The sequence below is a fragment of the Phyllobacterium sp. CCNWLW109 genome (assembly GCF_037203905.1).
GTDB lineage: Bacteria > Pseudomonadota > Alphaproteobacteria > Rhizobiales > Rhizobiaceae > Phyllobacterium > Phyllobacterium ifriqiyense.
In genome coordinates, this window is record NZ_JBBCBK010000003.1 from 519,207 (window position 1) to 538,461 (window position 19,255).

Here is a 19,255-nt window from a genome sequence, read left to right on the forward strand (position 1 = left end):
TTGATAGCGGCGGGATTTCGTCGCGATCAGGCGGAAATTGTGACCGTTTGTGGCGTCATGTTTTCTTGTTGGCCGCCTTTTCATTGGTTAGCGATTCGGTCGAATATTTCATGATCAGCGGCATTTGCGCGAAGGTGAAAAGCAGGGTGATCGGCATTGTGCCCCATACCTTGAACGCCACCCAGAAATCTGTCGAAAAGCTGCGCCAAACCACTTCGTTCAGCACTGCAAGAAAGAGAAAGAAAATACCCCAGCGTAGAGTCAGTTTACGCCAGCCTTCAGCATTGAGTTTGAAGGCACTGTCAAAAACATAGCCCAAAAGCGCTTTACCGAAATATAACCCGCCAAGCAGAATGATGCCAAACAGAGCATTGACGATTGTCGGCTTCATTTTGATGAAAGTCTCATTGTGCAACCAGAGCGTCAGCGCGCCAAATATCAATACGACGATGCCGGAAATGAGTGGCATGATCGGCAGGCTTCGGGTCAGGACCCAGGATACTCCGAGGGCAATAAAGGTTGCAGCCATGAATAGGGCAGTGGCGACGAAGATCGGTTCGCCAATATTTGACAAGACCGGAAATTGCTCCAACAGCCATTCACCTTTTGCATTGACAAAAAAGAAGATCATCAGCGGGCCCATTTCCAGCGCCAGTTTCAGCAATGGATTGACCTGTTTGTGTGCGGGATCGGATGGATCGCGCTCGAAAATCGGTTCGTTCATCATGCAACTCCAGCAATGGCTTTGGCAAAATCGCTTGCCGCAAATGGCTCAAGGTCATCGACCTGCTCGCCTACGCCAATAAAATAGACCGGCAATTTATGCTTTGCCGAGATGGCGACAAGAATGCCGCCGCGTGCCGTGCCATCAAGCTTGGTCATGACCAATCCGTTGACACCCGCGATGTTCCGGAAAATTTCAACCTGGTTAAGCGCATTCTGGCCGGTCGTCGCATCGAGTGTCTGCAGAACCGTGTGCGGCGCTTCAGGATCATGCTTGCCGAGAACGCGCACGATTTTGGCCAGTTCTTCCATCAGTTCTACGCGGTTTTGCAAACGACCGGCGGTGTCGATGATCAGAACATCACTTCCCGCTTCCTTGGCCTGCTTCCACGCGTCAAAGGCAAGTCCGGCAGCGTCGGCACCAAGCTTGCTGGAGACGACCGGCGCGCCAGTGCGCTTGCCCCAAATATGCAATTGTTCGATTGCTGCCGCTCGGAACGTGTCGCCTGCAGCCAGCATGACATTCAGACCACCGGCTGTCAGCTTTGCGGCGAGCTTGCCGATTGTCGTGGTCTTGCCGGTGCCATTGACACCGACAACCAAAATGACGTGCGGCTTGTGCGAAAGATCCAGTTCCAGCGGTTTTGCAACTGGTCCAAGCACCCTCTCGATTTCCGTTGCCATGATACTACGCACTTCATCAGTGCTGATATCCTTGCCGTAGCGTGTGGCGCTCAAAGCACCTGTAATCCTGATCGCCGTTTCCATCCCGAGATCGGCCTGGATCAGGACGTCTTCAAGGTCTTGCAACGTATCTTCATCGAGCTTGCGCCTTGTGAAGATACCACCAATAGAATCGCCAAGTTGTTGCGAGGAACGCGATAGCCCTTTGCGAAGGCGTTCAAACCAGCTGATGCGTTTTTCCGGTTCTACCGGTTGTGGTTCTTCGTCCTGCTTTTCCTGAACAGTCTTTGACACCGTAACTTTCTTGACCAGCGGCTTGGGTGTCGCGGGCATGTCTTCGGGTGCCACGACAACGGGCGTTTCAATTACCGCTTCCGGCTCAGAAATAATCTCCGGCGCTGTTTCGGGAGCAAACTCGGGTTCAGGCTGAAGCTCCGGTTCTGGTTCAATCTGCTCTTCCTGCAGTACTTTGATCTCAACCGGAGCAACGGTTTCGATGATCGCCTGTTCGAGAGGTTCCGTTGACTCGATATCTGCTTGCGGGATGATCTCGGGCTCAGGTTCCGACAGAATTTTAGGTTCGGGCAGGGTGTCTTCAACAAGCGCCGCAGACTCTACGGGCGCATCAGACTCTTCAACCTCGATGACAGAAGTCTCTTCTCCAACAGGCAATGTTTCCTGCGCAGCAGTATCTTCATAGGTCTGCTCAACCGTTTCGGTCTTATCCGACTCAATAAGAGGAATATCGACAGGGGTTTCCTCAACCTCCTTCTTGCCGAATGAAAATATTTTCTTGATAAAACCCAGAGCCATGAATGCTGCTTTACTTTTTATGCCGCGTGGCGATTGCTGCCATTGTCACTGGCGTTGGCCAACAGTTTGTCACCATCATGCCCTGTTATAGTCCGCTCGATGATGGTTCCTGCCGCATCGGCATCAACACCGACAAGTGTAAAACCTTCCGTGCGGCCAATACCTTCGCGTTCAACGAGAATTTTCTGACGCGTTCCAACAAGGCTGTTCAGATGTTTATCATAAGCCGCATTCCCGGCAGCCCTTAGCCGCGCAGCACGGTCCTTGATTATCTTGCGATTCATTTGTGGCATGCGCGCGGCAGGTGTTCCTTCGCGCGGGCTGAAAGGAAAGACATGAAGATTTGTCAGGCCGCATTCTTCAACGATGCGGATCGAGTTTTCGAACATCTCTTCTGTTTCCGTCGGGAAACCCGCGATGATATCGGCGCCAAACACGATATCCGGCCTGATACTGCGCACAGTTTCGCAGAACGTGATGGAATTTTCGCGCGAATGCCGACGCTTCATCCGCTTCAGGATCATATTATCACCGGATTGAAGCGAGAGATGCAGATGCGGCATCAACCGGCTTTCTGTGGCCAATGCTTCCATCAAATCCTCATCGGCCTCGATGGAATCAATGGAAGAAAGGCGCAGGCGCTGCAAATCCGGCACCTCCTTCAGGACGGTCTTTACCAGCTTGCCAAGGCGCAGATTGCCGGGAAGATCCGGGCCATAGCTGGTCATGTCGACGCCGGTCAGGACCACTTCATGATAGCCATTGCCGACAAGCCGCTTGACCTGTTCGATCACACCGCCCATCGGCACCGAACGAGAATTGCCCCGGCCATAGGGAATAATGCAGAAGGTGCAGCGATGGTCACAGCCATTTTGCACTTGTACAAAGGCCCGTGCGCGCCCTTCAATGGCATCAACCATGTGTGACGCGGTTTCGCGCACTTCCATGATGTCGTTAACCCGCACTTTTTCAAACTGGTTGACGCCAAAATCAGGCAGCATGCGATATGAGTTAGATTTGAGCTTTTCCTCATTGCCGAGGACGAGATCAACCTCATCCATGGCGGCGAAATCATCGGCCCCGGTTTGCGCCGCGCAACCCGTCACGATGATCCGGGCAGTCGGGTTGTCGCGCCGTGCCTTGCGGATCGCTTGTCGCGCCTGCCGCACCGCTTCGCTGGTTACGGCACAGGTGTTGAAAATAATTGCGCCATTTTCAAGCGTGCCAAGACCGGCAGCGTCGGCTTCCCGCTTCATTACCTCGGATTCATAGGTGTTAAGACGGCAGCCAAAGGTAACGACGTCCACAGCCATCAGGCCGCTCCCTGTGCGTCTTCGCTGCGTGCCCAGTTGCCATTTTGAGGATCGAGAGAGCCTGAAAATTCCCACTCGGCTGGCCCTGTCATCAGGACATGATCGTTTTCCAGCCACTCAATAACCAACGGGCCGCCTGGCACAGTTACCGTTACGGCACGGTCTGTCCGGTCGGTGCGCGCCGCCGATACACCGGCGGCACATGCGGCAGAACCGCAGGCGCGTGTAATGCCCGCACCACGCTCCCATGTGCGCAGCGTTATTGCGTTACGGCTCGTTACGTGAGCGATCGAAATATTGGCCCGTTCCGGAAACATGGGGTGGTTTTCGAGCATTGGACCAAAGCGTTCCAGATCATAATTCCAGACATCCTGATCGACCCAGAAAATGGCATGTGGATTGCCCATGCTGACAACGGAAGGCGAATGCAAGACCGGCGCATCGATAGGCCCGATCTGCAATTCGATCTTACGCGTGTCGTGGAAGGGTTCGGAGAGCGGGATTTCTTGCCATTCAAAGTGCGGCTTTCCCATATCGACGGAAATCTGGCCGTCCGGGTGCTCGCTTGCGGTCAGAATTCCCGCGATTGTCTCAAAGGAGAATTCGCGCTTGCCCGTCTGGGCACTGAGCGCCTGCACGACGCAGCGCATACCATTGCCACAGGTTTGTGCATGAGTACCATCAGAATTGATGATCTCGACATAAGCATCCGTGCCATCGCTGCGGGGAGAATGGATCGCCATGATTTGATCGAACTTGGTTGCAGGATCGCGATCAAGCGCTATCGCCGCTTGCGGTGTAATTCTGTCCGCACGTCCACGCATGTCGGCAACGATAATTTCATTGCCAAGCCCGTTCATCTTCGCGAAGGGTGCGCGCGTGGTCATGCCGTCTGGTCCTGCCATCAGTTTTCGTGTCTATCGGGTCTATATGGCGGAAAAGGTGAAGAAATGCCAGTCCCTGCAAGCATTGGCGGCGCGCATCATTTGCTCAATCTGTCACATGGATAACCAGTTTTCCGAAATTGTGCCCCTGAAGCAGTCCCATAAAGGCTTCTGGCGCATTGGCGAGGCCCTCGACAATATCCTCGCGATACTTCACCTCACCGCTCTGCAGCCACTTTCCCATAGCTTCAGTGAAGGCTGGGCGCTGATCCACGAACTCCCGCTGTATGAAACCGCGTATCAGGAGGCTCTTCTTCAGGACATCGCGCATGAGATGGGGGAGACGGTCCTTACCGGACGTATCAAGGCCATCATATTGGGCGATGAGGCCGCAAACCGGTATGCGAGCAAACGTATTCAGCAGCGGAAAGACAGCGTCCCAGACGGCGCCGCCGACATTCTCGAAATAGACGTCAATTCCATCCGGGCATGCCAGCTTTAACTGTTCGGAAAAGTCAGGCGAGTGGTGGTCTATTGCTGCATCGAATCCAAGTTCATCCCTGATGAAAGCGCATTTTTCTGGGCCACCTGCAATGCCTATGGCACGCGCTCCTTTCAGCCTTGCAATCTGGCCGACAGTGGAGCCGACCGGACCACTGGCAGCCGCAACGACAACGGTTTCGCCGGGTTTCGGCTGGCCAATCGTGAGTAAGCCCGTATAGGCCGTAAAGCCCGGCATGCCGAGGATGCCAACGGCGGTTGAAAGTGGTGCGACTTCAGGGTCGAGCTTACGCAAACCACCGCCGTCGGAAATCGCATAGCTTTGCCAGCCAGAATGCGAGAGAACAAAATCTCCATTTTTATAGCCGGGATGCCTGCTTTCGATAACCTCCGCTACGGTGCTGCCCTCCATCACAGCATCTATCGCGACAGGAGCTGCATAGGATTTTGCATCATCCATCCGGCCGCGCATATAAGGATCGAGCGACAGATAGAGGATTTTGAGTAGCACTTCGCCATCACGGGGCGTTGGGATCGCGGCTTCTTCTATCCGGAAGTTCCCAGGTTTGACCCGCCCCTCAGGGCGAGAGGCGAGAACGATACGGGTATTCGTTGGCTGTGACATGACTGCTCCCATAGAGTTGCAGACGAACCTAACTGACCCGTTTCAACGTCGCAACGTCAAGAGATCAATGCGGCTCGTGCGCGTCTGCAACGCCGCGCAGCCAATAGCCCGCTGCTTTTACCCATTCGCCGTTCAGGCCACGATGCTCAACCAGATATTGGCGTATTGCTTTTGAAGCGCTGCTTTCGCTGGCTATGAAAGCATAGCAATCGCCGCTTGGCAGATCGAGCGTCTCAATTTTCCGTAGCAGTAGATCATTATTCCCGGCTTCAGCGCCATTGCGATGAACCCAGATGATCTCGGCATTTGCGTCGGTGTTGATCGATTGCTCTTCTTCCTTACCGGCCACTTCTATGACTGCGATGGCACGGGATGAAGCAGGGAGTTCTTCCAACCGGCGGCTGATTGCAGGGAGCGCAGTCTCGTCTCCCGCCAGAAAATACCAGTCGAAGGCATCGGAAACGATCATCGAGCCTCGGGGCCCGCCGATCACGAGCTTCTGTCCAATAGCAGCCTGAGCAGCCCAGCTTGAGGCTGGCCCATCCCCATGCAGGACGAAATCGACATCAAGCGTGTTGGTGGCGGCGTGATAATTGCGCGGTGTATAATCGCGCATTTGCGGTCGTGGCTTGCCTTCCGGGAAGGTAACGCCATCGGGGCCAAGTGTCGGCAATACAGGCTCTTCACCAAGCGGCGAAAAGAAAATCTTGATGTGATCGCCATATCCGGGGCTGGTAAAACCTTCGAGTTGATCTCCAGCAAGGGTGACGCGCAACATGAGCGGCGTCAAATGCCTCACAGCTTGAACCTCAAGCACGCGAAGGCGGGTTTCGTGACGAATTCTCTGGGGTGTTTTATTTATGACTGTCATTGTCAAGAAATACGTCGGCACTTGTGGAAGTTCAATGGGTTTGGGCTTTAAATTTTGGTAGCAGCTTCGCACGACATAATAAGACTTTATTCACCTTGAAATGCTTAAACTGGTTAATGCGACTCAACTGACCGAAAGGCTGGCGCGGTCATGTGTGGCGATATTGTCATTCCGGCCAGCTTTTGGGTGCATTTGCCAATGGAAATGCCGTTGAACGGTGGTTTTTTTGGTATTTGGGTTGAGAATTTCGGCCAGATGGCCATTGTATCATGGTTAATCACAGGGGAATGGGTTGGTATTCCCGAATCAGATTATGCAGATGGAGAACTGAGGTTATGGGAACTTTGAAGGTCAATTTGCTGACCGTTGCCGCTGTTGGCATGGTGTTGGCCGGATGCCAGAGTTCGCGGATGGAACCGATGGATTCGGGACCAGCACCGTTGCAAGCGGCTCCTTCCGGCTCTGTCAGGCAGAGCCAGCTTCCACCGCCCGGCGGCAATCAGTTTCCGACGGCGCCAACCACTGCTGGCGCGGCTCCAAGCGCTCAACCCAATACGCAAGTGGCATCGTTGCCGCCTGAAAACGCGCCTGACCTTACCGCTGGCAGCGTGGCCGGTGTATGGAATGCGAGTATGGGCGGTCAGAGCTGCAAGATTGCGACCCCGCAAACAAAATTTGGCCAGGGTTATCGCGCCGGTCCGCTTCGTTGCCCCGGCGAGCTAGCAACGCTGTCCTCGTGGGCAGTCAGTGGCAAGCAGCTTACCCTGTATGATGCAGCAGGCGGTACTGTGGCGCGGCTTTATTCGTCAGGTGGGTCAAAATTTGACGGTCAGACATCCGGTGGACAGAACCTGACGCTCTCGCGCTAAAAACAAGGCGCGGCCTTGAGAGACTTCTTTCCGCATGTCGCATGATAATCTGAAAGTGTTTCCCTCGGTGAACGAGCGCTACCAGGCGCTCGTTCAGTCGGGGGAGCTTGATATGGACCCCGCGCAACAGCAGCTGGCCTTGCGTTTCGACCGGCTTATCCGCGATGTCGCAACGAAGCGTCTTGCGACGAAATCCAGTGCCCTGGGTTGGCTTTTCAGTCGAAAATCCCCGCGCAACGAGATCGTCAAAGGCCTTTATATTTACGGTGAAGTTGGACGGGGCAAAACCATGCTCATGGACATGTTTCATCAACTTGTCCCGGTAAAACGCAAGCGCCGTGCCCATTTTCTCGATTTTATGGCCGATGTTCATGAGCGTATCAATGCGCATCGCAAGGCTCTCAAGAACGGCGAAACAAAACAGGAGGATCCGATACCGCCTATTGCCGACGCTCTGGCTGAACAATCATGGGTGCTCTGTTTCGATGAGTTCACGGTTACGGATATTGCCGATGCCATGATCCTGTCGCGCCTGTTTCGAGCCTTGTTCGAACGCGGCGTTGTCCTTGTTGCCACCTCTAACGTTTTGCCCGATAACCTTTATCGCGACGGGCTCAATCGCCAGCTATTCCTGCCGTTCATTGATTTGCTGAAAACCCATGTGGACGTCATCAATCTGGATGCGCGCACCGATTACCGGCTGGAGAAGCTTAATCGTATGCCGGTTTATCTTTCCCCTCTTAACGATGAATCGAATCGTTTGATGGATGAGGCATGGCACGCAGCCACCGAAGGCGCGACTGTCGCGTCCGACAGCGTGACGGTAAAGGGCCGCTCGGTGGTTATACCGAAGGCCGGCAGCAACGCAGCACGATTTACCTTCGCTGATCTCTGCTCCAAACCGCTCGGGGCGGCGGACTACGCAGCCATCATCCAACGATACAAGACGATTTTCATCGATGCGGTACCTGTGCTCGATCACGCGCGCAGGAATGAGGCCAAGCGTTTCATCATCCTTATCGATATTCTCTATGACAATCACGTGCACATCGTGATTTCGGCCGCCGCTTCTCCCGACAAACTTTATGTCGCCAACCGCGGAACTGAGGCTTTTGAATTTGACCGTACCGCATCACGGCTGTTCGAAATGCAAAGCGAAGATTATCTTGAACATGCCGCCCGCCCAACGGCCGCGGCTTCATGAGACTGATACTTTTGGCGTGTAAAGAGACTCTCGAAATAGCTCAAAATGCTAAATCTGATTGACGTTTACGTAAGTCCCATCAAATCTAAACGATTGAATTCATTGAGGGGAAAATTTTAAGTTGAGTTATTTTTGAAAGAGGAATATTCGAACCACCCAACGCAGAGGCATATGGCGACAGATTGCCGACTAGCATTTCTGATAATCGTTATTTTGGTCTTTGACGTCGGTTAAGGCATTAAGTTCAGGCAAAACTTCAGATCAGGGAAGTATCCAGCATGGCACGTAACAAAATCGCCCTCATCGGCTCAGGTATGATCGGTGGAACGCTTGCACATCTGATCGGGCTCAAAGAGCTCGGCGACATCGTTCTTTTCGACATCGCAGAAGGGACGCCTCAGGGCAAAGGTCTCGACATTGCTCAGTCCTCCCCGGTTGATGATTTCGACGCCAAGCTTACCGGCGCCAACGACTATGCAGCCATTGAAGGCGCAGATGTTGTCATCGTCACCGCCGGTGTGCCCCGCAAGCCGGGCATGAGCCGCGACGATCTTCTCGGCATCAATCTAAAGGTCATGGAGCAGGTCGGCGCGGGCATCAAGAAATACGCGCCCGGCGCTTTCGTGATCTGCATCACCAACCCGCTTGACGCAATGGTCTGGGCGCTGCAGAAATTTTCCGGTCTGCCAAAAAACATGGTTGTCGGCATGGCCGGCATTCTGGATAGCGCACGCTTCCGCTATTTCCTTGCCGATGAATTCAAGGTTTCGGTTGAAGATGTCACCGCATTCGTTCTCGGCGGTCATGGCGACTCCATGGTGCCGCTCGCGCGCTATTCGACTGTTGCCGGTATCCCGTTGCCGGACCTGGTGAAGATGGGCTGGACCAGCCAGGAAAAGCTCGATCAGATCATTCAGCGTACTCGCGACGGCGGTGCCGAAATCGTTGGCCTGCTCAAGACCGGCTCTGCCTTCTACGCTCCTGCTTCCTCGGCCGTTCAGATGGCGGAGGCCTTCCTCAAGGACAAAAAGCGTGTTCTTCCTGTCGCTGCGCATCTTTCCGGCCAGTATGGCGTTAAGGATATGTATGTGGGCGTGCCGGTCATTATCGGCGCAGGCGGTGTCGAGCGCGTTATCGAAATCGACTTGAACAAGGCAGAAGAAAAGCAGTTTGAAGCTTCGGTGGCTTCGGTTGCCGGGCTTTGTGAAGCTTGCATCAATATCGCACCGAACCTCAAGTAATTTGGTTCACGAAACAATTCTGAAACGATCCTGAGCTACGGCTCAGGATTATTCGTAGAGGAAATATCATATGAATATTCATGAATATCAGGCCAAGCGTCTGCTGCACACATTTGGTGCGCCAATCGCCAATGGTGTTGCCGTTTACTCGGTCGAGCAGGCGGAAGAATGGGCAAAGACACTGCCCGGTCCGCTTTATGTGGTGAAGAGCCAGATTCATGCCGGTGGGCGCGGTAAAGGCAAGTTCAAGGAACTCGGTCCGGATGCAAAGGGCGGTGTGCGCCTCTCCAAGTCCGTCGAGGAAGTTGTTGCAAATGCCAAGGAAATGCTCGGCAACACATTGGTTACCAAGCAGACCGGTCCTGCTGGTAAGCAGGTCAACCGCCTCTACATCGAAGATGGCGCTGATATTGATCGCGAACTTTATCTGTCGATCCTGGTCGACCGTGCTGTTGGCCGTCCCGCATTCGTGGTTTCCACGGAAGGCGGCATGGATATTGAAGCTGTTGCTCACGATACGCCTGAAAAGATCATCACTGTTGCAATCGACCCTGAAAAAGGCGTTACGGCAGAAGATATCGCGACGATTAGCGATGCTTATGGTTTGAGCGGCGAAGCACGCGCCGATGGCGAAAAGCTTTTCCCGATTCTCTACAAGGCTTTCACCGAGAAGGACATGAGCCTGCTCGAAGTGAACCCGCTGATCGTCATGAAAGACGGTCGTCTGCGTGTTCTGGATGCCAAGGTTTCATTTGATGGCAATGCTCTCTTCCGTCATCCGGATGTGGTCGAGCTGCGCGACACCACCGAAGAAGACGAGAAGGAAATCGAGGCATCCAAATATGACCTCGCCTATGTCGCTCTTGATGGCAATATTGGCTGCATGGTCAATGGTGCAGGTCTTGCCATGGCAACGATGGATATCATCAAGCTCTATGGCGCGGAGCCAGCAAACTTCCTCGATGTTGGCGGTGGTGCCAGCAAGGAGAAGGTAACGGCTGCGTTCAAGATCATCACTGCTGATCCAGCTGTAAAAGGTATTCTGATCAATATCTTCGGCGGCATCATGAAATGCGACATCATCGCAGAAGGTGTTATCGCTGCGGTCAAGGAAGTTGGCCTCAAGGTGCCGCTGGTTGTTCGCCTCGAAGGCACCAATGCTGAACTCGGCAAGAAGATCATCAATGAAAGTGGTCTGAATGTCGTCTCCGCCGATGATCTGGATGATGCGGCGCAGAAAATCGTCAAGGCTGTGAAGGGAAACTAAGGCATGTCTATTCTTGTTAACAAAGACACCAAGGTTCTCGTTCAGGGCCTGACCGGTAAGACCGGCACATTCCACACCGAACAGGCTCTTGCCTATTACGGTACACAGATGGTTGGCGGCATTCACCCGAAGAAGGGTGGCGAGACCTGGGAAGGCAATCTGCCTACCGGTTCGAGCGCGCAGTTGCCGATTTTTGCTTCGGTTGCCGAAGGCAAGGACCGGACCGGCGCAAATGCTTCTGTGATCTACGTTCCGCCAGCAGGCGCGGCAGAAGCCATTCTGGAAGCCATTGAAGCAGAGATTCCTTTGATCATCTGCATCACCGAAGGCATTCCGGTCATGGATATGGTTCGCGTCAAGGCTCGCCTTGACCGTTCGTCGTCACGCCTGATCGGACCGAACTGCCCGGGTGTTCTCACCCCTGAAGAATGCAAGATCGGCATCATGCCAGGCAATATCTTCAAGAAGGGTTCGGTGGGTGTTGTATCGCGCTCCGGCACGCTTACTTATGAAGCAGTGTTCCAGACGACCAATGAAGGCCTTGGCCAGACAACAGCTGTCGGTATCGGCGGTGATCCAGTCAAGGGCACCGAGTTCATCGACGTTTTGGAAATGTTCCTAGCTGACGAAGAAACCAAGTCGATCATCATGATCGGTGAAATCGGCGGCTCGGCGGAAGAAGACGCAGCGCAGTTTATTGCTGATGAAGCAAAGCGCGGCCGCAAGAAGCCAATGGCCGGTTTCATCGCCGGACGTACGGCTCCTCCCGGACGTACCATGGGTCATGCCGGCGCAGTTATTTCCGGCGGCAAGGGCGGCGCTGAAGACAAGATCGCAGCAATGGAAGCAGCGGGTATCCGCGTTTCGCCATCGCCTGCGCAGCTTGGAAAGACATTGGTCGAAGTCCTTAAGGGATAAGACCTTAAAGGAGGCGAACTTTCGCCTTTATCAGAGCTAAGAAGGATCGGGGCAGTTGCTGCCCTGATCAATCCGCGGGGACGCTCATAGCTTGAGCGAGCCTCACCCAGGGTGGCACCGGAAGGCCGGTGCGCTCTTATCAAGGGAGACGGGGCACAGCTCCGGTCACGAATATGGCACGTCAAGAACAGGCCAACGATCTTTTTGCCCTCACTTCATTTCTCTATGGTGGCAATGCCCATTATATCGAGGAACTTCACGCACAATACGAGAAAGATCCGGCATCGGTGGATGCTGAATGGCAGGAATTCTTTGCCAATCTCGGCGATAATAAAGACGATATCCAGAAGAACGCCAAGGGTGCGTCCTGGGAAAAGCCAAATTGGCCAATCGCGGGTAATGGCGAGCTGGTTTCTGCTCTTGATGGCAATTGGGGCGAAGTCGAAAAGCACATTACGGACAAGCTGAAGTCGAAAGGCGCCAACGGCGCAGCGGCAACAAACGGCGCTGCCGCAGCGAAGGCTTCTGACTCCGATATCATTCATGCGGCGCGCGATTCTGTTCGCGCCATCATGATGATCCGGGCTTACCGCATGCGTGGTCATCTACATGCCAAGCTTGATCCGCTGGGATTGGCCGAGGTCAAGGAAGACTATAACGAGCTGTCGCCAGAGAGCTACGGTTTCTCACCAGCCGATTATGACCGCAAGATCTTCATCGATAATGTGCTGGGTCTTGAATATGCGACCATTCCGCAGATGCTCGATATCCTGCAGCGCACCTATTGCTCGACGATCGGTGTGGAGTTCATGCACATTTCCGATCCGGTGGAAAAGTCATGGATTCAGGAACGCATAGAAGGCCCGGATAAGGGCGTTGCCTTTACCGCAGAAGGCAAGAAGGCGATCCTTTCCAAGCTGGTCGAGGCTGAAGGCTTTGAACAGTTCATTGATGTCAAATATAAAGGCACCAAGCGCTTCGGTCTTGATGGTGCGGAATCGCTGATTCCGGCGCTGGAACAGATTGTCAAGCGTGGCGGCTCGATGGGCCTCAAGGAAATCGTCCTTGGCATGGCTCACCGTGGACGCCTCAATGTGCTTAGCCAGTTCATGCGCAAGCCGCATCGCGCCATTTTCCACGAGTTCAAGGGCGGTTCTTACGCACCGGATGACGTGGAAGGTTCGGGTGACGTAAAATATCATCTTGGTGCTTCGTCGGATCGCGAATTTGACGGCAACAAGGTGCATCTGTCACTGACAGCCAATCCCTCGCATCTGGAAATCGTAAATCCGGTTGTCATGGGTAAGGCCCGTGCCAAGCAGGATCTGCTCGCTGGCCGCGACCGTGATGAAGTTGTGCCGCTTTCAGAGCGCGCCAAGATCATGCCGCTGCTGCTGCATGGCGATGCGGCATTTGCTGGTCAGGGCGTTGTTGCCGAGTGTCTTGGCCTTTCCGGTCTGCGCGGTCATCGCGTCGGCGGTACGGTGCATTTCATCATCAATAACCAGATCGGCTTTACCACCAATCCGCGTTTCTCGCGTTCCTCGCCCTATCCATCCGATGTGGCGAAGATGATTGAGGCGCCAATTTTCCACGTCAATGGTGACGATCCGGAAGCCGTTGTTTATGTGGCGAAGATTGCCACCGAATATCGCATGACCTTCCACAAGCCGGTCGTCATTGATATGTTCTGCTATCGCCGCTTCGGCCATAATGAGGGCGATGAGCCTGCATTCACGCAGCCGCTGATGTACAAGACCATTCGCGGCCAGAAAACGACTGTACAGCTCTATTCCTCCAAGCTGATCGAAGAAGGCCTGATTACTGAAGCCGATCTTGAAAAGCTGCGTGCCACATGGCGCGAAAACCTTGAGCAGGAATTTGAGGCCGGTCAACACTACAAGCCCAACAAGGCCGATTGGCTGGATGGCGCCTGGAGCGGCTTGCGCACAGCAGATAATGCTGATGAGCAGCGCCGTGGCAAAACGGGGCTTCCGCTGAAGACCATCAAGGAAATCGGCAAGAAGCTGGCAGAAGTGCCAGCGGGCTTCAATGTTCACCGCACCATTCAGCGCTTTCAGGATAATCGCGCCAAGATGGTCGAGACCGGCGAAGGTTTCGATTGGGCGACGGCAGAAGCACTGGCATTCGGCTCACTGGCAATTGAGGGGCATCCCGTTCGCCTGTCAGGTCAGGACGTCGAGCGCGGTACATTCAGCCAGCGGCATTCGGTGCTCTATGATCAGGACACGGAACAACGCTACATTCCGCTGAACAATCTTCAAAAAGGTCAGGCAATTTACGAAGTCATCAATTCGATGCTTTCGGAAGAGGCTGTCCTTGGGTTTGAGTATGGCTATTCGCTGTCCGATCCGCGCGCGCTTACCCTTTGGGAAGCTCAGTTTGGTGACTTTGCCAATGGCGCGCAGGTCATATTTGACCAGTTCATCTCATCGGGTGAGCGTAAATGGCTGCGTATGTCGGGCCTGGTTTGCCTTCTGCCACACGGCTACGAAGGTCAGGGTCCGGAGCACTCTTCAGCTCGTCTTGAGCGCTATTTGCAGCTTTGTGCGGAAGACAATATGCAGGTTGCAAATTGCACAACACCTGCAAATTACTTCCATATTCTGCGCCGCCAGATGAAACGCGACTTCCGCAAGCCGCTGATCCTGATGACGCCGAAATCTCTGCTGCGTCATAAGCGTGCGGTATCGTCGATCAGCGATTTCACCGGCGATTCCTCCTTCCACCGTCTGTTGTGGGATGATGCGCAGCTGCTGAAGGATCAGCCGATCAAGCTGCAGAAGGATTCGAAAATCCGCCGTGTGGTTCTCTGCTCCGGCAAGGTCTATTACGATCTTTACGAAGAGCGGGAAAAGCGCGGTATCGATGATGTTTATCTGCTGCGCGTCGAACAGCTTTACCCGTTCCCGGCCAAGGCGCTGATCACTGAACTCTCGCGTTTCCGCAATGCGGAGATGGTCTGGTGTCAGGAAGAGCCCAAGAACATGGGTGCCTGGGCCTTTATCGATCCTTATCTGGAATGGGTGTTGGCGCATATTGATGCCAAGCATCAACGGGTCCGTTACACCGGACGTCCTGCCGCAGCCTCAACGGCGACCGGCCTGATGTCCAAGCACCTTGCACAACTTGAAGCATTCCTTGAAGATGCTCTGGGTTCATAAGTAAACAAAGATAGAGCGACGTGACGTCGCTTTGAGCAGTTAAAATAGATCAACGAGAGCTGAAAATATGGCAACCGAAATCCGCGTCCCAACACTGGGCGAATCCGTTTCCGAAGCAACAATCGGCAAATGGTTCAAGAAGGTCGGCGAAGCTATTGCTGTCGACGAACCGCTGGTCGAGCTTGAGACCGACAAAGTGACCATTGAAGTGCCCGCTGCGGCTGCTGGTTCGCTTGCCGAAATTACCGCCAAGGAAGGCGATACGGTTGAAGTTGGCGCCTTGCTTGGCATGATCGGCTCCGGCGAGGGCGCGGCCGCTGCACCTGCCAAGAAAGAAGAAGCCAAGCCTGACGCGGTAGCACAGGCATCCGGCCCAGGTTCAGCGGCAACCACAGGTGAGGCAGAAAACAAGGCTGCTCAGGTTGCAGGCAATACGCCTATTTCCGAGCGCAAGCCCAGTGAAATGCCAGCTTCCCCGGCTGCTTCCAAGCTGTTGAGCGAAAAAGGTGTATCTGTTTCGCAGGTCGAAGGTTCCGGCAAGCGAGGCCAGGTTCTCAAGGGTGATGTTCTTGATGCCGTTGCCAAGGGCTTTACGTCGCAACCGGCTGCTGCCGAAGCACCGAAGGCCGTTGCCCGTCCGGCTTCCGCGCCAGATGATGCTTCGCGCGAAGAGCGCGTGAAGATGACACGGTTGCGCCAGACCATTGCGCGCCGACTCAAGGATGCGCAGAGCACGGCTGCCATGCTTACCACCTATAATGAGGTGGATATGTCTGCGGTCATGGACCTTCGTAACCGCTACAAGGAAATTTTCGAGAAGAAGCATGGTGTCAAACTCGGCTTCATGGGTTTCTTCACCAAGGCTGTCACCCATGCCTTGAAGGAAATTCCTGCGGTTAATGCCGAGATTGACGGCACCGACATCATCTACAAGAATTTTGCCCATGTCGGCGTTGCCGTCGGCACGGATAAGGGCCTTGTCGTTCCGGTCGTGCGTAATGCCGACCAGATGTCCATTGCGGAAATCGAGAAGGATATTGGCCGTCTGGGTAAAGCTGCACGCGATGGCGCGCTGTCGATGGCGGACATGCAGGGCGGCACATTCACCATTTCCAATGGTGGCGTCTATGGCTCGCTCATGTCTTCGCCGATCCTTAACGCACCGCAGTCCGGTATTCTTGGAATGCACAAGATTCAGGATCGTCCGGTTGTGGTTGGCGGCCAGATTGTCATCCGCCCGATGATGTATCTGGCTTTGAGCTATGACCATCGTATTGTTGACGGCAAGGAAGCAGTTACCTTCCTCGTTCGCGTCAAGGAAAGCCTTGAAGATCCGGAGCGTCTCGTTCTCGATCTCTAGAGCAATTCCAGGAAAAGTGTGTAGCGGTTTTCCGTCCGGAATTGCGTAAAAATAAAGGTTTAGAGCGTCGTTTTGAATCTCAAAACGCAAAACGCTCTAAGCAATAAAACTGTGCCGGTTGCTCTCGGGTCGGGAGCAGACCGGCACCAGTATGTCGTCTCTGGAGAATAAGCATGTCGCACTACATGTACGAATTCCTTGGTCTGATGGCGGTCTTTTCGATCATGATCGTCTCGCCCGGAGCTGACTTTGCCATTGTTGTCCGGCAGAGCATCGTGCATGGCCGCCGTAGCGCTATCATGACGAGCCTCGGCATTGGCTCTTCACTGCTTTTCCACATTAGCTACACTGTGCTCGGGCTTGGTCTGCTTGTATCAAAATCGCTGCTTCTGTTTGGCTTGCTGAAGTGGGCGGGTGCGGCCTATCTCGTTTATCTCGGGATCAAGGCCCTGCGTGCACCTGCCATGGAAGCACCGGCGGATGTCGTCGAGAATGTTCCGCAGAAGAAGATTTCCGATGGGCGTTCTTTCCTCATGGGTTTCGTGACAAACGCGCTGAATCCGAAAGCCGTCCTGTTCTTCCTGTCATTGTTTTCGGCGCTGGTCAGTCATGAAACACCGGTTTTGATTCAGGCTAGCTATGGCGTGTTCATGGCGCTTGCGCTGGTTGCATGGTTCGTTGCGGTTTCCACCTTCTTTACGATCCAGTCAGTGCGGGATCGCTTTGTATCCTGGGGCAAGTGGTTCAATCGCGTAACCGGCATGGTTTTTATCGGGCTCGGTATCAAGCTCGCGACCAGCCAGGCAAGCTAGAGAGCTATGACTGTTTTTTTCCCCAACGCCAGAAAACAAGGTCTTGCTGCCATATCGGCGCTCGGAGTTCTGTTTGCCTCTTCGGCCTATGCCGCATGTACGCAGGATCGGGCTGTCTATACCGACCGCGACGATGACTACACGCTGACATTCAAGCACTTTCCCGAAGATCAGCCTGTTGCAACATCAAACGAGTTTGTCCTGCAGCGCAATGACGCGGATTTGAAGCTTCAAGGTGTTGTCATGCGTGACGAAGCCGCAAGGCCGAATGCGCTGATTATGTATAATTGCCCAAGCGGCGATTCGACAGGTGATGAACTGGCGGCTTGTACAGTGTGGGAGGGCGTGCCTTATGCGCTGAAAGACGGCGCACAAGCCGACTATCTTCCACAAGCCAAAGAGCCGGCAGCGCAAGCTCTGCTGATGCCCAATCTCTCCGGCGCAATGAGCAATTTCAACTTCAAGCTGGAAAAGCCGATCGAAACGTTTCCGTGGGAAGTGTTCCGCTTCAAGGAATGCGTTCCCCAACAATAATTATGTGAGTTAAAGCAAAGGAATCAATCATGGCATATGATGTCGTCGTCATCGGATCAGGCCCCGGTGGCTATGTGTGCGCAATCAAGGCAGCACAGCTCGGGCTAAAAACCGCCGTTATTGAAAAGCGCGCAACCTTTGGTGGCACTTGCCTGAACATTGGCTGCATTCCTTCAAAGGCCTTGCTCCACGCTTCTGAGGTTTTCCACGAGGCTGGGCATTCCCACGCGACGCTTGGCGTTGATGTGGGTACGCCAAAGCTCAATCTACCGGCCATGCTTGCCCATAAGCAGGCAACCGTGGATGCCAATGTGAATGGCGTTGCGTTTCTGTTCAAGAAAAACAAGATCGACACGTTCATTGGTACCGGCAAGGTCGTTGCCGCGGGCAAAGTTTCAGTAACCGGTGAAGATGGCAAGGTTCAGGAAATCGAAGCAAAGAATATCGTGATTGCCACTGGCTCCGATGTTGCAGGCATTCCGGGCGTTGATGTGGCCTTTGATGAGAAGGTCATCATTTCTTCAACGGGTGCTTTGGAGCTTGAGGCTGTTCCGGACCATCTTGTTGTCGTTGGCGGCGGTGTTATCGGTCTGGAACTTGGCTCGGTTTGGGCGCGCCTTGGCGCCAAGGTGACAGTGGTCGAATTCCTTGACAAGATTCTCGGACCAATGGATGGCGAAGTCTCGAAGCAGTTCCAGCGCATGCTCGAAAAGCAGGGCATTGAATTCAAACTCTCCGCCAAGGTGACCGCTGTCGAGAAATCCGGCAAGGGTGCAAAGGTAACTTTTGAGCCAGTCAAAGGCGGCGATGCCCAGACAATCGAGGCCAATGTTGTTCTCGTATCCACAGGTCGCAGACCCTACACAGACGGTCTCGGTCTTAAAGAGGCAGGTGTCGAGGTGGATGATCGCGGCCGCGTTGCCATCAACGATCATTGGCAGACCAATGTCTCCGGCATTTATGCCATTGGAGATGTGGTCAAGGGTCCCATGCTGGCGCACAAGGCGGAAGACGAAGGTATCGCGGTTGCCGAAATTCTCGCCGGACAGGCTGGTCATGTCAATTTTGATGCCATTCCAAGCGTTGTTTATACGCAGCCGGAAGTTGCTTCTGTTGGCAAAACAGAAGAAGAACTCAAGGCGGCTGGTATCGAATATAAGTCGGGTAAATTTCCGTTCACTGCCAATGGCCGCGCCCGTGCCATGCTGCATACGGACGGTTTCGTTAAAATTCTTGCTGACAAGGCCACAGATCGCGTTCTGGGCGTTCATATTCTTGGCTATGGTGCCGGAGAGATGATTCACGAGGCAACGGTTCTCATGGAATTTGGCGGCTCATCTGAAGATCTGGCGCGTACAACGCATGCGCATCCGACAATGTCGGAAGCCGTGCGCGAAGCCGCATTGGCCACATTCGCCAAGCCTATCCATATGTAACTTTGTCAAAAAAAC

At 54.0% G+C, this 19,255-nt stretch carries 17 protein-coding genes; 11 read left to right on the forward strand and 6 right to left on the reverse strand.

Annotated elements, in window-relative coordinates; all coding sequences use genetic code 11:
- Positions 1-55: 55 nt before the first annotated feature.
- From V9K92_RS13040 to V9K92_RS13065, 6 genes are all read right to left on the reverse strand, one after another.
- On the reverse strand, positions 56-724 hold the full coding sequence (locus V9K92_RS13040; protein WP_337354178.1) for a septation protein A: 669 nt from the start codon (positions 722-724) through the stop codon (positions 56-58).
- Positions 724-2,220, reverse strand: coding sequence for a signal recognition particle-docking protein FtsY (gene ftsY / locus V9K92_RS13045; protein WP_337354179.1), 1,497 nt, complete (start codon positions 2,218-2,220; stop codon positions 724-726). Before ftsY ends, V9K92_RS13040 begins: the two co-directional genes overlap by 1 nt.
- Positions 2,221-2,237: 17 nt before the next feature.
- A complete protein-coding gene (mtaB, locus tag V9K92_RS13050) occupies positions 2,238-3,533 on the reverse strand; it encodes a tRNA (N(6)-L-threonylcarbamoyladenosine(37)-C(2))-methylthiotransferase MtaB (protein WP_337354180.1) in 1,296 nt (431 codons plus the stop codon).
- Complete coding sequence (dapF, locus tag V9K92_RS13055) at positions 3,533-4,420, reverse strand: diaminopimelate epimerase (protein WP_337354379.1); 888 nt, start codon at positions 4,418-4,420, stop codon at positions 3,533-3,535. Before dapF ends, mtaB begins: the two co-directional genes overlap by 1 nt.
- 103 nt (positions 4,421-4,523) lie before the next feature.
- Positions 4,524-5,543: an NADP-dependent oxidoreductase gene (locus V9K92_RS13060; protein WP_337354181.1), complete on the reverse strand. Its 1,020-nt coding sequence runs from the start codon at positions 5,541-5,543 to the stop codon at positions 4,524-4,526.
- Between the two features lie 64 nt (positions 5,544-5,607).
- Positions 5,608-6,414 carry an SIP domain-containing protein gene (locus V9K92_RS13065; protein ID WP_115054444.1) on the reverse strand — a complete coding sequence of 269 codons (807 nt, stop codon included), beginning with the start codon at positions 6,412-6,414 and terminating at the stop codon, positions 5,608-5,610.
- 150 nt (positions 6,415-6,564) lie between these two features.
- On the opposite strand from V9K92_RS13065, the gene V9K92_RS13070 reads away from it, so the two are divergent.
- The 11 genes from V9K92_RS13070 (at position 6,565) to lpdA (ending at position 19,240) form a co-directional block, all read left to right on the forward strand.
- The gene (locus V9K92_RS13070) at positions 6,565-6,762 is read left to right on the forward strand and encodes a hypothetical protein (RefSeq protein WP_307281329.1); all 198 of its coding nucleotides are present in this window, start codon (positions 6,565-6,567) and stop codon (positions 6,760-6,762) included.
- Entirely contained in the window at positions 6,750-7,283 is a 534-nt protein-coding gene (locus V9K92_RS13075; protein WP_115054442.1) for a protease inhibitor Inh/omp19 family protein, read from the forward strand. The genes V9K92_RS13070 and V9K92_RS13075 overlap by 13 nt, the downstream gene beginning before the upstream one ends.
- Before the next feature lie 34 nt (positions 7,284-7,317).
- Positions 7,318-8,487, forward strand: a complete 1,170-nt coding sequence (zapE, locus tag V9K92_RS13080) for a cell division protein ZapE (protein ID WP_337354182.1) — start codon at positions 7,318-7,320, stop codon at positions 8,485-8,487.
- A 278-nt stretch (positions 8,488-8,765) separates the two neighbouring features.
- Positions 8,766-9,728 (forward strand): malate dehydrogenase, encoded by a 963-nt coding sequence (gene mdh, locus V9K92_RS13085; protein WP_115054440.1) that lies wholly within the window; start codon positions 8,766-8,768, stop codon positions 9,726-9,728.
- A gap of 70 nt (positions 9,729-9,798) precedes the next feature.
- Positions 9,799-10,995, forward strand: coding sequence for an ADP-forming succinate--CoA ligase subunit beta (gene sucC / locus V9K92_RS13090; protein WP_307281321.1), 1,197 nt, complete (start codon positions 9,799-9,801; stop codon positions 10,993-10,995).
- 3 nt (positions 10,996-10,998) lie between these two features.
- Positions 10,999-11,913 carry a succinate--CoA ligase subunit alpha gene (gene sucD / locus V9K92_RS13095; protein ID WP_115054438.1) on the forward strand — a complete coding sequence of 305 codons (915 nt, stop codon included), beginning with the start codon at positions 10,999-11,001 and terminating at the stop codon, positions 11,911-11,913.
- Between the two features lie 173 nt (positions 11,914-12,086).
- Positions 12,087-15,098 carry a 2-oxoglutarate dehydrogenase E1 component gene (locus V9K92_RS13100; RefSeq protein ID WP_337354183.1) on the forward strand — a complete coding sequence of 1,004 codons (3,012 nt, stop codon included), beginning with the start codon at positions 12,087-12,089 and terminating at the stop codon, positions 15,096-15,098.
- A gap of 67 nt (positions 15,099-15,165) precedes the next feature.
- The gene (gene odhB, locus V9K92_RS13105) at positions 15,166-16,458 is read left to right on the forward strand and encodes a 2-oxoglutarate dehydrogenase complex dihydrolipoyllysine-residue succinyltransferase (protein ID WP_115054436.1); all 1,293 of its coding nucleotides are present in this window, start codon (positions 15,166-15,168) and stop codon (positions 16,456-16,458) included.
- A gap of 173 nt (positions 16,459-16,631) precedes the next feature.
- Entirely contained in the window at positions 16,632-17,270 is a 639-nt protein-coding gene (locus V9K92_RS13110; RefSeq protein ID WP_337354184.1) for a LysE family translocator, read from the forward strand.
- A gap of 6 nt (positions 17,271-17,276) precedes the next feature.
- The gene (locus tag V9K92_RS13115) at positions 17,277-17,804 is read left to right on the forward strand and encodes a hypothetical protein (RefSeq protein WP_337354185.1); all 528 of its coding nucleotides are present in this window, start codon (positions 17,277-17,279) and stop codon (positions 17,802-17,804) included.
- Positions 17,805-17,833: 29 nt separating this feature from the next.
- Complete coding sequence (lpdA, locus tag V9K92_RS13120; protein WP_337354186.1) at positions 17,834-19,240, forward strand: dihydrolipoyl dehydrogenase; 1,407 nt, start codon at positions 17,834-17,836, stop codon at positions 19,238-19,240.
- The last annotated feature ends 15 nt before the right edge of the window (positions 19,241-19,255 follow it).